Below are 12,807 nucleotides of genomic sequence, written 5' to 3' on the forward strand. Positions count from 1 at the left end.
GCCCGTCAGAAACGCGCGACGTCGATGATGGCGTCGGCGAATGCCTTCGGCGCCTCTTGCGGCAGGTTGTGACCGATACCGCCGCCGATGTTCCGGTGCGCGTACTTGCCCGTGAACTTCTTCGCGTACGCTTCCGGCTGCGGATGCGGCGCACCGTTCGCGTCGCCTTCCATCGTGATGGTCGGCACAGCGATGGTCGGTGCGGTTGCGAGACGCTTCTCGATGTCGTCGTACTTCGCCTCGCCGCGCGACAGGCCGAGACGCCAGCGATAGTTGTCGATCACGACGGCGACGTGGTCCGGGTTACTGAACGATTCGGCCGTGCGGTCGAAGGTGGCATCGGAGAAATTCCACTTCGGCGACGCGAGTTGCCAGATCAGCTTGTTGAAGTCATGGCGGTTCGCATCGTAACCGGCATAGCCGCGCTCGGTTGCGAAGTAGAACTGATACCACCACGCGAATTCCGCTTTCGGCGGCAGCGGCGCGCGGTTCGCCTGCTGACTGCCGATCAGATAGCCGCTCACCGACACCATTGCCTTGCAGCGTTCCGGCCACAGCGCGGCAATGATGTTGACGGTGCGCGCGCCCCAATCGAAGCCGCCCAGAATCGCCTTGTCGATCTTCAGCGCGTCCATCAGCGCGATGATGTCGACGGCGATCGCGGCCTGCTGGCCATTGCGCGGCGTATCCGACGAAAGAAAGCGCGTGCTGCCGTAGCCACGCAGATACGGCACGATCACGCGATAACCCGCCGCGACCAGCAGCGGCGTCACTTCGGCATAGCTGTAGATGTCGTACGGCCAGCCGTGCACCAGAATCACCACCGGGCCGTTCTGCGGACCTGCTTCCGCGTAGCCGATGTTCAGCGTGCCCGCGTTGATCTGCCTGATCTGCGCGTACGAGCCGACGCTCGAACCCGTCTTCGAGGTTTGCGCCTGGGCGAGCCCGCTCAGGCCCAGCTCCAGCAGGCCGATGCCCGCAACGGTCGTTCCCATCAGACGACGGCGCCGAGTGTTGATCTGTTCCGACATGGTGAGTTTCCTTAGGTACGGTTGCTTGAGTCTGCGTGCTCTTGCGGGAGACGCAATCGGCTGACAGGGATGTATTAAACACTGCGGACGTATCTGCGTTGTGTCCGCAATGTCCGCTATTGAGTCGGTATGTATCAGGTGGCGGCGCAGATACATTGGGATACAAAAAGGGCCGCGAAAGCGCGGCCCTCTAGCAGGAACTCAACCGGTGCGAACGTTCGCGCTACGGTCTGGCCTTGTTCGCTTCGTCGGAATCGTAGGTGACGTAGAGCTTCGTATAGCCGCTGGTATCGAACTGTCCCGTCCAGCCTTTTGGAAGCGTGACGCCTTCGCCCGTATTCACGACCATCACCGAGCCGTCCGACGACGTCAGCTTCACGCTGCCCGACAGAAAATAAAGAAACTCGGTATACGGCAGTCCTTGCGGGCCCTTGATCTCTTCGTGCAGCGGGCCCGACTTGTAGACGCCCGTCTGATACGCGTTATCGGGCGATGTGTAGGTCACGGCGTCCGTGCTTCGATTGCCGTGTTCGTCCTTCGTGACGGCATCTTTGCGCTTGAATATCGCGCCCGCCAGATCGGCTTTCGACACCTTGACGGGTTGGATCGTTTGCGCATGCAAGCCCGTCGATGCCATCGCGCCCGTCAAGATCGCTGCGGCGAATAGTGTTCTGACCATCGATGGTTTTCCTTGTGACTGACTATGGCTGAACCAGGACACCCGCACAGCGGAAGTCCGATGGTGACACGCCGTATTGCTGCTTGAAAAGACGGCTGAAATGCGCGGCGGTGGTGAAACCGCATTGCCAGCCGATCTCCTGTATCGAACTGTTGCGCGGCTCGAGCGCGCGCAACAGGAGCCGCGCCCGCTCGAGCCGCGCCTGCCACACGTAACGCATCAGCGAAATGCCCTTCGTGCGAAACAGGCGCTGCAAATGTTGCGGCGACACGTGTACGCCCGCTGCGATGCCGGCGACGTCGAGCGCCGTATCGCCGAGATGCGATTCGATGTAACGCTTCGCCTGGTGAATCAACGCTTCGGGACAACGCCGTGTCGAGCGCGCGCCGGGATCGATCATCGAATAGCCGGGTCACTACACTGAAAGATCACAACTCTTTCTCTGTAGAGACTTTCTGGCGGAATCACTATGACCGATTACTCCACTGCACTGTCGTCGAACGTTCGCGAGCGCTCCTATACCGATGGAGAATGGGCTGCATGCCTGGAGGAATTGTCCGGGGCGGTTTGACGCTTGTCTAAAACGCGCTTTATGAAAACGCCCTTTTATAGCGCATTCGGCGCGCTGGAATATGTCCGAATGTATCTGGCGCCGCACGGGAAACAAATCGTTTCAAAGCGTTGTCGCCGGGTACTTTGCACAAGCAACGACGAGGATCGGGCGTGCGAATGAGCGTTACAGACAAGACAGATGCGCCGCATGGACAAGGCTTTCGGCAAATTGAAGCGATACAGTAAGAGGTTCCTTCAGCTACCCAGGCAACGGGGACGTTTTCTCTTCAGCTTCACGATTTGCGATGCAGTGTATCGATCTCCCGCTCGTTCTTCCAGCAATACTTCCGCGGCTCTGGCCGTTTGCATTACGGCTAACGGAGAACGAGTGCAAAGCGGAAGAACGGGTTCAGCGCGCTTGCATGCGCGCACTCGAAAACGAAACAGCATTTGCGCACGATGCTTCGCCGCTGAACCGGATGTTCTCGATTGTCTATTCGATCTGGCGCGACGATTTGCGGGGCCGCATGCAGCGCCATTGCGTGCACGCGGCCGCGAGCATCATGCGAAGCGGCGCGAACACCCGTTCGACAGCGCGAACGGATGAAGTCATCGGACACGCCATCAGTGCGATCGAACAGCTCACGCTGACCCAGCGCATCGCATTGCTGCTGGTCAATGTCGAAGGTCTCGATTACGAACAGGCCGCCGAAGTGCCCGGCGTCGACGTGTCCGTGGTCAGGAACCGTCTGTGCACGGCACGCAAGCGTATCGGCGCATCGTGCGCCGCGCGACAGTTCTCGATACACGGACACATGCGCGCGGAATAGATCCGTATAGCGAAGTGTTGTCGAATCAGGCAACCGACATTTCGCAGCGGATCTCGCTACGCGAATGCGCTGCCCGATCCTCTCTTTTCAACGGGAATACGACGATGCGCGTGTTCCGTTATGGTCCAGATAGAACATGTCATCCTTCTCGAGAATGCTGCTCGTGTACGACGAGAGTGCCGAAGCGCAAGCCGCGTTGAACCGCTGCTCGCAACTCTCTCTTGCGTTGTCGGCGCACGTCGACGTCGTCTCAATCGTCGATTCCGTCACGGCGAATGCGACCTGTGCGGGCATGCTGTCCGATCTCGCATGCAGCCGCATGGAAGAACACGCGCGTCACGCGCTCGACGCCGCTGTCGGGCATCTGGCGAACGCGGGGATCAGCGCGTACGGCCATCTCAAGTACGGACGTCCCGCCGATGTGATTTCACTGCATGTGGCGGCCTTTCACGCCGATATCGTGGTGATCGGCCATCGCGTGCAGAAGGGATTGGCGCGCTGGTGGGGCGAGCGCCCCGTTCATCTCGATCTCGCCGAGCGCCTGCGCGGCTCGACAATCGTGACGGTGACGCCGCCGCTCGTATAGCGCTCGGCGCCTGGCGGCGAAGCAAGCCGCCAGCCAGGTTCGACCCGCAGACTCAGACGATGGGATCGACGGGCGAAACGGGCACGCCGCGCGCCTCGATCGCTTCGCCCGCGAGCAGGCACAGATCCTCGCGGAAATGCGCGGCGACGATCTGCACGCCGACAGGAACGCCATGTATCAACTGCGTCGTCACGGCGAGTCCCGGCAAACCCATCGCGGGCAACGCTCGCATCGTGAGCTGCGCATCCCACACGCGGTCGAAACCTTCCGGACCGCGCTGATCGAGGTCGTCGGGGAACGGCAGTTCGCCGGACACGGGCATCAGCACGACGGCGTACTGATCGAGAAACAGGCGCCACTGACGCACCAGCGTGGTACGCCGCACCAGCGACCGGCTGATCACATCGGCGGGCAGGCCCTTCACCTTCAGACGCGCCGCCGCAACGACGGCAGCCGCGCCCGGATCGCCGTCACGCGCGACATTGTCGGCGAGCGCGTCGAAGCCGTCGCCGAGCCATAGACGCTCCTGCAATTGCCCCGCCTCCTGCAGCGAAGGCACGTCGTCGATTTCCTCGACGCTCCAGCCTGCGTCGACGAGCCGCCGCGCCGCATCGTGCAGCGCGTCTTCCACTTCCTTCGCGATCCGCATGCCGCCCGGACGCAGACACAGCGCCGCGCGCAACGGCACAGCGCGCCCTTCGAACGGCATCGGCACATACCACGGATCGCGCAGATCGGGCGCGGCCATCGCGAGGAGACCGAGGCGCAGATCGTCGATCGTGCGCCCGATCGGTCCCGTCGCGGACATCAGCTGCGCGCCGACCGGACGTTCGGGCGACGACGCATTGAAAGCGGGCACGCGTCCGAAGCTCGGCCTGAGTCCATGCACGCCGCACGCGTAGGCGGGATAGCGAATCGAGCCGCCGATATCCGTGCCGAGCGCAAGCTGCCCGATGCCCGCCGCCACGGCCGCTGCCGCGCCGCCCGACGATCCGCCCGGCGTCAGCGACGCGTCGCGCGGATTGAGCGTGCGGCCATGCACCTGATTCGACGTGAACCAGCGCAACGCAAAGGTCGGCGAATTGCTGCGCCCAAGCAGCACGGCGCCCGCTTTCGACAGATTGTCGACGGCGGGACTGCTCGCTTGCGCGATCAGGTTTTCCTGCAAGCGTGTGCCGTTCGTGGTCGCGAAGCCGGCCTGGTCCGTGTTGATTTTCACGGTGACGGGCACGCCCGCAAGCGGCCCCGGATCTTCGCCGCGCGCAATCGCGCGGTCCACGTCGTCCGCCTGCTGAAGCACCCACTCCGGCTTGTGCGCGACGACGGCGTTGATGACGGGATTCACCGCGCCGAGACGCGCGAGCGCGGACTGCGCCGCCTCGCGCGCGGAGACTTCGCGTGATCGGACACGCCTCGCAAGTTCAGCCGCGGACAAACGCCAAAGTTCGCTCATGTTGTCCTCGATAATAATTCGGACTGTCAATGATGCCGCTCACGCGACGTGCACATCGGCGTGCTGGTCGACGGTCGCGGCGAGGATCATCTGATGCTGGTTGGACGGCACATGGAAGTCGTGCGCGCGCGGACGGAACACAAGGTCGCCACGGCTGATCGCGCGTCCCGTCAGCACGCACACGGCGGCATCGCGCGCGAGGCCGCTGCGCCAGATCTGTTCGGTGTATCGCCCGGTACATGGGTCGCTCCACGATACGCTGATCGTGCACGACGAGAGCCGCTCCTGCACCACGATATGCGCGGGCTTCGCCACTTGCGCGAAACGGTCGGCGGGAACAGGCGACGGTATCGTGACGCGCAGTTTCTTCAGCGCCGCGTAGCGGTTTTTCGTACACGCATTGCGCTGCTCTGCCGATGGATCGAGCACATTCAGCAGCGTGCGCAGCACGATGTTGTCGTCGGATAGCGCGTTCATCGACTCATCTCCCGTCACTGTCGCGGCCATATCGTGAACGTGAACACATGGTTGTCCGGCTGGCGGCCTCGCGCGCTGATGTACGCACAAGGACGCCAGCCTGCAGCTCGTGCAGCGATCAGCCGCCGCCTTGCTGGCGCAGCGTCAGCTTGCTCGTGACGGACGTGACGCCGTGCACCTGCCTCGCCGTTTCGACGGCGAGACGGTCCTGGTCTTCGCTCGTGATCTGGCCGGCGAGCGTGACGGCGCCCGTCTTCGCGTTGCCGAACGCGGTGATCGACGTGTCTTCGAGACCCTTCGTCTTCAAGATCGTCTTTTGAACGGTCTTGGAGAACGCGCGGTTGGCAGCGCGAATCTGCTTCTTCGACGCGCCGGACTGCGTGGCCGATCTGGTCGTCGTGGCCGCTGCGTCCGTTGCCGATGCTGCGGCATCCGCAGCGAAAACAGGTGCGCACGAGAATGCGACGGCTGCGGTGAGGCTGCTGCTCATCAGGAACTGGCGGAGTTTCATTGTCTTGTCCTTGTCGTTTGAAAACTGGGCTGCAGGCCGTCAGATGCTCTGACTCCGACGCCTGCCAAGGATTAGAAACGCGCAATGTATCGTCTGTGTTTCCTCGACGTATCCAAATGTATCGGGCTTACGGTTGCATTGCGGCGTTCGCTCATTGCGCTCATTCAGCACGCGCAATCACAGGCGATGCTAACGCCGCCGGAAACTGACGTCAGCGATGGTCCAGCGCGCGGCGGATCCAGGCTTCGAGCTCCGCTGCATCGACAGGTTTTTCGATCAGGCATAGCGCCGCGCCCGCCGGCACGCGCTCGCGAATGCGAGCCGTGGCGAACGCAGTGATGAAGATAGTGGGAATGCGGATACCCTGGCGCCCAAGCGTACCCAGCAGTGCAATGCCATCCGTGTCGGGCATTTGCACGTCGCAGACAAGACAACGCGTTCGTTCGAGCGCATCCGAAGCGAGAAATTCCGCAGCGGATGCAAAGACCCGCGCGTCCCATCCGAACGAACGCACCAGACTGCTGGTCGCGGCGCGCACGAGGGGATCGTCGTCGACGATGGACACTAGCTCGTTATTGTGCAGGGACAAGGACACTCTCGCTGATGACAAGGCAAGCGAATGAGCGGATCCCAAGCTTGCCCGGCAGCTTCACGATAGAGCGCGAAGTGCCGCGCCGCCATCATATGATCGTATAGGCCGCGTCTTCGTTCTGCGAGAAAAGCGCACCGTTAGCGCGGCGCGTGCGCGATCCCGAGCGCTTCCATTTTGCGCATCAGTTCGGCGACCGAACGTGCGCCCATCTTGCGCATTGCCTGGCCGCGATGGATCTTCGCGGTGATCTCCGCGATGCCCATATTCGCGGCGATCTGCTTGTTCAACAGCCCCGTTGCCACATGCTGCAGCACCTCGCGTTCGCGCGGCGTGAGCGACTCCCAGGCCGTGCGCATCGCATGCAGCGAGCGATCCGATGCGAGACGCCGCGCGTCGCGCTCAAGCGCGGCGATCACGGCGTCGATCATGTCCTGATCGCGGAACGGCTTGGCGAGAAAATCCATCGCACCCGCCTTCATCGCCTTCACCGACATCGCAATGTCGCCATAGCCCGTCATGAAGATGATGGGCATATGCAGCCGTCCGTCTTCGATCAGCGTCTGCTGCAGCGCGAGTCCGCTCTGACCGCGCAGCCGCACGTCGAGCACGAGGCAGGATGGAATGACGGGCTTGTCGGCGGCGAGAAAATCTTCCGTCGACGCGAACGTGCGCACATCGATACCGATCGAGCGCAGCAGCCCCGAAAGCGCGCCACGTACGAGTTCATCGTCGTCGACGACATACACGAGGCGGGCATCGGATTCAGAGGAAGCTGTCTGGAAAGGCGTGGATTTGGACATCGTTGCTGTTGATGATTTCGATGACGCGGATGGCCGCTGGACAAAACGGCCGCTCATGGTAACAAATGGACTCAGGGCGGTCCACGACGCTCAGCCGCGCGCGCAAGGCAATCATACGATCGTATGCGGCGCGCGATTCGCGAGACAGGGCAGCGTAAACATGGCGCGCGTGCCCCTCGTTTCGCGCGGCGCAAGCATGAGTGTTCCGCCATGTGCTTCGACAATCGAATTGCAAATGGCGAGCCCCATGCCCATGCCGTTTTCCTTCGTGGTGAACAGCGGTTCGAGCAGCCGCTCCGCGATTTGCGGATCGATGCCGCTGCCGAGATCCTCCACCGACACGCATACCGGTCCGCCCTCCTCCTGCGTGCAGATCAGCTTCAGCTTGCGTTCGCTCTGCGCGAGCGCCGCCATCGATTCGGCTCCGTTCGTGAGCAGATTGATCGCGACCTGCTGCAACTGGATGCGGTCGCCATGCACCTGCACGGGATAGTCGAGTCCGCGCAGTTCGAGCCTGATCTTCAGCGCGTCCAGCTGGCCCGCGACAAGCGCGGCCGCTTCGCGCAATGCGTCGTTCAGATCGAGCGTCGCGAACTGCGGCTCCGCTCGGCGCGCCTTGGCGCGCAGCGCCTGGATGATTGCACGCGCACGTGTGGCGCTCATGCTGATGTGCGTGAGCATCTCGCGCGTTTCGCCGATGTCGGGCGGATTGCGATCGAGCCAGCGCAATGCCGCGCTCGCCGACGTACCGACGGCCGCAAGCGGCTGCCCCACTTCATGCACGATCGATGCGACGAGTTCGCCCATCGCCTTCAGACGGCTCGCCCGTTCCAGCTCGCCGAGCGCGTTGCGCAACTCGTCTTCCGCCTGCGCACGCTGACGGTTCTGCTCGGACAGTTCTTCATAGAGACGCGCGTTTTCGAGCGCGAACGCAGCCTGCGAAGCCACGACTTCGAGCAACGCCGCTTTCGCCGACGTGAACACATTGGCAGCGAGATTGTTCTCCAGATACAGCACGCCAACGAGCATCGCGTAACGCATCAGCGGCACGCACAGCACCGAGCGCGGACGCTGGCGCCGCACGTAGTCGTCCTGGGCATAGGCGGGCGAATCGCATACGTCGTCGAGCACCAGCTTTTCCTGCGTGCGCGCCACGGCATGCACGATCGATACAGGCAGCGTATCCGACGAAAATTCAGCCGTCTCGTGCGAGACGACGATCGCACCGCCCAGCACATGCGCGCACGCCGGCACGCGCCATACGCCCCGATGCAGCAGCACGAGCGCGCCCTGATCGGCACCCGCGCTTTCGAGTGCGGTACGCAACAGCGTTTCGACGAGACGCGCGGGCACGATGTTGCTGGCAAGCGCGTTCGAAATGCGCAGTACGGCCTGCACGTCGAGTTCCTGCAAGCGGCTCGCAGCGGGCGCACTGCCGTCGGCGTCGACGTAGTCCGGATAGTCGGCCTGCAACTGGCGCACCTTCGCCGTCGCCCCCCAGCGCTGCCACGCACCCCGCGCATGATTCAGATAGGCTTGCGCGGGCACCTCTTCGCCGCGAGCAGCGTGAAAACGCGCCGCCAGTTCGGCGGCGAGCGCTTCGACTTGCGTGAAGCCATTGCGGCGCGCGTGCGAAAGCGCCTTCGCATAGGCTTCGCCTGCTTCATGCGCAACGCCGTGCGCACGCGCGTACTCGGCACGCACCAGCTCGCGGCGGCCGACGAAATTGATCGGACATGCGCGCGCCCATGTATCGAGCCGTTCCATATGGCGCTGTAGCGCCGCTTCCTGTTCAGCATCGCGCGCGGGCAACGCGAGCAGCGCGAGCGCGCCGTAATAAGGCAGTTCGGCGGACTCCGCGAACGAGCGCGCGACGTGCGAGCAGGCTTGCGCACGCCGACGGGATTCGAGCGCATCGGCGATGTCGCCGAACAGAAACGCCCGTTGCAAGCGGTACACCCAGTACGCGAGGTCCACCAGCGTCACGGGCGTGCCTTCCACGGGCTCGGGCGGCGGCTCCTCGCCCGCGTCCGGCTCGCCGTCCTGCAGCGCGGTCACCAGCGCCCACTTCGCGAGAAACGACTTGATCACCAGACGGAAATTCGCGTCCCGCACCAGCGCGAGTCCGCGCGTGATGGTGGCGCGCACGTCGCCGAGAAACTCGCCCGCGAACAGCATGCCCGTCACCTGGTTGCTCGGGCAATACATCGCGAACGTATGATCGCCGCTTGCAACGGCCACGTCGAACGCGCGGCGGATGTAGTCGCGTCCGGTTCGCGCGGGCAGCGCCCACGGCACGATCCATGTGCCGAACACCATGTAGACCCGCGCGCGATACCGCGCGAGGCCGCGCTCGTCGACCAGATGCAACGCCAGTTCGCCGAACGGCAGCGCCGCCGCATGGTCGCCGTAGCGCGCGGCGAAGATCTGGTGCAAGCAGGTGTACACGTTCGCGGTTGCGTCGGACTGCCCGTGCTCGCTCGCGAGATTGACGGCGCGCAGCAGCATCAGGTCGACGAGATCCTGGTCCGTGTAGAGCGCGGGCGGAATCAGGTCGGCGAAGATGTCGGTGATCGCGCGCCGCAACGGATCCGCGACGATGGGCAGGCCGCGCAAGCCGTCGATGCCGTGCTCGTCGAGCCAGCTTCGCAGGCGCGCATATTCGCGGTCGACGTCGGCGGCCTGCGGATGCCGCGGCACGTCGATGCCCGCCTTGCGCAGGAACGCGATGCCCACCTCCAGCGCCAGATCGTAACGGCCGAGCGTCGTGTAGAGGGCTGCGCGCAGACGTGCGAGGTCCGCGCCGAAGATGCCTTCGCCTGCCACCGTCTCCAGCGCGGAAAGCCGCGCTTCGGCGGGTTCGAGCGCGCCCGTCATGAACTCCGCCTCGCCGCACAGCATGCGGGCCTTCAGGCCGTCTTCGCTGGTGTCGTCGTGGCCGAGAAAGTCGAGCGCCGCCCGAAACAGACCCAGCGCCGAATGATGCGCGGTGGCCGCCTTCGCCTCGCATCCCGCGTCGAGATTGAGCCGTGCAAAAGCAATCCGTTCGTCGCGATCCGCGACCACGGAACGCGCGAGATTGACCTGTGCGGCCATCGCGAACACATCGGTCCGCGCGGCGCGCTGCGCAAGCATGCGCCGCGCGATCTGCAGATGCAGCGGCGCGCGCGCTTCGAGCGGGATGGATGCATACGCGGCCTCGCGGATGCCGTCGTGCAGGAACAGCCAGTCCGCGCCGTCGCGATAGAGGCTGCCTGCTTCGAGCGCCGCCTGCAGGGCCAGCGCCGCCTCGCCTTCGGGCAGCGCCGACGCGACGGCTAGCGCGTCGCCCGACGCGCGGTCGCCGAGACAGGCCAGCACGCGCAACATGATCTGCGCAGGCAGCGGCAGCTGTTCGAGTTCGTGCGTCAGCAGATCGACGACGTTGTCCGCGCCGCGATGGCTCATCACGCGGTCGAGATGCCATCCCCATGCGCCCGCGTCGAGGTCGTATTCGAGCGCGCCGTCGTCGGCCAGCACGCGCAGCAGATGACGGACGAAGAACGGATTGCGGCCCGTCTTGCGGCCGATCTCCTCGGCGAGCGGCGCAAGCGCATGCACGTCGCGATGCAGCGCCCGCGCGATCAGTTCGCGCAACGCGTCTTCGTGCAGCGGCCCGAGTTCGATGGTCAGCGCGTCATGCCGTGCCGCCAGCAGGCCGGTGCGCAACGGATGATCCGCACCGACTTCGTTGCCCCGGAACGCGCCGACGAACAGCAGCGCGGACTCCGCGTGCTTCAACAGCCGTTCGAGCACGTGCAGCGTGCCGACGTCGGCCCATTGCAGATCGTCGAGCAGCAGCACGAGCGGCCGCGCGGCCGTCGCGAAGCAGGCGATCAGCCGCGCCATGCCCTGCAGGACGCGCTCGCGTTCGTGCGAAGGCTGCGGGTCGGGCGCTTCGGACATGCCCGGCTGCGAACCGAGGACGGCCGTCAGCGTGGGCAGCAGGCCCGCGAGCGTGCGGGCGGCAGGACCGGCGGCTTCGCGGATACGGTTGCGCCACTGCGCGAATTCGTTGTCGGGACATCCCAGCACGTATTGCAGCAGCGGCTCCAGCGCCTGCACGAGGATCGCGTACGGCGCCGCGCGGCGGCCCTCTTCGCTCTTCCCGGCGGCAATCAGCGGCGTGTGCGTGCGGCGTATGCGCGCGATGGCTTCCTGCAGCAAGGTGGATTTGCCGATGCCCGAATGGCCGGCGATCCATGCCACATGCGCGCTTCCACTCTGGTCGACGCTGTCGTACAGCGCCAGCAGCGCACCGAGTTCTTCGTCGCGCCCGAACACACGGTCGGCGCGCCGCAGCGATTGCAGCGCGGCCTGCGTATCCAGCGCAAATGGCGGGATATGCCCGAGGCGTTCATAGAGGTCCGCACACCGGCGCAGATCGGCCAGCAGACTCGCGGCATCGGTGTAGCGCTGCCCGGGTGCCTTCTCGAGCAGCTTCATGACGATGTGCGACAGCTGCAACGGCACGTCCGCAGCGAGTTCGACGGGCGCACGCGGACGATGCGTGGCATGCGCATGCACGCGCGCGGCGGCATCCGTCGAGCCTTCGAAGGGCATCACGCCCGTCAGCAGTTCGTAGAAGATGCAGCCGAGCGAATAGAGATCCGCGCGCTCGTCGACCCGTACGTTCATCCGTGCGCCAAGCTCGGGCGCCATATAGATGAAACTGGCTTCGCTCCATTCGAAGTCGGCAGCAGGCAGGCCCGCCGTGTCTTTGCACGTACACGAGCCGAAGCCAAAACCCGTGAGGTACGCGCGCCCGGCTTCATCGACGAGAAAACTGCCCGGCGTCAGCGCGCGATGCACGACGCCTGCCGCATGCATCGCACCGACGGCGGCAGCCAGGCCCACGGCGCGCGCCAGGCATGCCTTCAGCGCCGTCAGCCCGGCCGCGCGAGGCATGTCGATACGCAAGGGTTCGCCGCCCGGATCAGCGAGGATCAGCAGCATGCCATTGCCGTGCGGCTGCATCGATAGGGGCACGGCGCACCAGGCTTCGTGCAGGGCATCGCGCAACGCGTATTCGCGCTGCAGCGCGGCCAGTTCGGCGGGCGTCGCATTGACGCGGCCGGCGACGAGAACGGGCGCCGTGCCGCTGGCCACTGCCCTTTGCAGTCTGGGCGCTCCCGCACCCAGTTCAATGAGGCTTCGGTTGGAAAGATCGATCATGCGAACGACGTGACAGATGCGGCGATGGACATAACAGGCCCGATACTGTACCGCGCCTGTTACATATCAATGCCTGTATGTG

Annotated in this window: 11 protein-coding genes; 2 read left to right on the forward strand and 9 right to left on the reverse strand. The window is 64.5% G+C overall.

Annotation, left to right across the window (positions count from 1 at the left end; genetic code table 11):
* Nucleotides 1-5 precede the first annotated feature (5 nt).
* From FRZ40_RS19270 to FRZ40_RS19280, 3 genes are all read right to left on the reverse strand, one after another.
* Entirely contained in the window at nucleotides 6-1,031 is a 1,026-nt protein-coding gene (locus FRZ40_RS19270) for an alpha/beta fold hydrolase (RefSeq protein WP_147235205.1), read from the reverse strand.
* A gap of 223 nt (nucleotides 1,032-1,254) precedes the next feature.
* Nucleotides 1,255-1,710 (reverse strand): cupin domain-containing protein, encoded by a 456-nt coding sequence (locus tag FRZ40_RS19275; RefSeq protein ID WP_147235207.1) that lies wholly within the window; start codon nucleotides 1,708-1,710, stop codon nucleotides 1,255-1,257.
* Nucleotides 1,711-1,732: 22 nt separating this feature from the next.
* Entirely contained in the window at nucleotides 1,733-2,110 is a 378-nt protein-coding gene (locus FRZ40_RS19280; RefSeq protein ID WP_240057231.1) for a helix-turn-helix domain-containing protein, read from the reverse strand.
* A gap of 574 nt (nucleotides 2,111-2,684) precedes the next feature.
* Here FRZ40_RS19280 and FRZ40_RS19285 point away from each other — a divergent pair.
* Nucleotides 2,685-3,092, forward strand: coding sequence for an RNA polymerase sigma factor (locus tag FRZ40_RS19285; RefSeq protein WP_158647024.1), 408 nt, complete (start codon nucleotides 2,685-2,687; stop codon nucleotides 3,090-3,092).
* A 136-nt stretch (nucleotides 3,093-3,228) separates the two neighbouring features.
* A complete protein-coding gene (locus FRZ40_RS19290) occupies nucleotides 3,229-3,678 on the forward strand; it encodes a universal stress protein (protein ID WP_240057232.1) in 450 nt (149 codons plus the stop codon).
* Between the two features lie 52 nt (nucleotides 3,679-3,730).
* On the opposite strand, the gene FRZ40_RS19295 is transcribed toward FRZ40_RS19290, so the two are convergent.
* The 6 genes from FRZ40_RS19295 to FRZ40_RS19320 form a co-directional block, all read right to left on the reverse strand.
* Nucleotides 3,731-5,131: an amidase family protein gene (locus FRZ40_RS19295; RefSeq protein WP_147235211.1), complete on the reverse strand. Its 1,401-nt coding sequence runs from the start codon at nucleotides 5,129-5,131 to the stop codon at nucleotides 3,731-3,733.
* Between the two features lie 39 nt (nucleotides 5,132-5,170).
* On the reverse strand, nucleotides 5,171-5,608 hold the full coding sequence (locus tag FRZ40_RS19300) for a DUF3331 domain-containing protein (protein ID WP_147235212.1): 438 nt from the start codon (nucleotides 5,606-5,608) through the stop codon (nucleotides 5,171-5,173).
* A gap of 118 nt (nucleotides 5,609-5,726) precedes the next feature.
* A complete protein-coding gene (locus FRZ40_RS19305) occupies nucleotides 5,727-6,119 on the reverse strand; it encodes a BON domain-containing protein (RefSeq protein WP_147235214.1) in 393 nt (130 codons plus the stop codon).
* A gap of 211 nt (nucleotides 6,120-6,330) precedes the next feature.
* Nucleotides 6,331-6,708, reverse strand: a complete 378-nt coding sequence (locus tag FRZ40_RS19310) for a response regulator transcription factor (RefSeq protein WP_028367924.1) — start codon at nucleotides 6,706-6,708, stop codon at nucleotides 6,331-6,333.
* A 140-nt stretch (nucleotides 6,709-6,848) separates the two neighbouring features.
* Nucleotides 6,849-7,511 (reverse strand): response regulator transcription factor, encoded by a 663-nt coding sequence (locus FRZ40_RS19315; RefSeq protein ID WP_147235216.1) that lies wholly within the window; start codon nucleotides 7,509-7,511, stop codon nucleotides 6,849-6,851.
* A 111-nt stretch (nucleotides 7,512-7,622) separates the two neighbouring features.
* Nucleotides 7,623-12,725, reverse strand: a complete 5,103-nt coding sequence (locus FRZ40_RS19320) for a trifunctional serine/threonine-protein kinase/ATP-binding protein/sensor histidine kinase (RefSeq protein ID WP_147235218.1) — start codon at nucleotides 12,723-12,725, stop codon at nucleotides 7,623-7,625.
* Between the last annotated feature and the right edge of the window lie 82 nt (nucleotides 12,726-12,807).

It is taken from the genome of Paraburkholderia azotifigens (genome assembly GCF_007995085.1).
GTDB classification, from domain to species: domain Bacteria; phylum Pseudomonadota; class Gammaproteobacteria; order Burkholderiales; family Burkholderiaceae; genus Paraburkholderia; species Paraburkholderia azotifigens.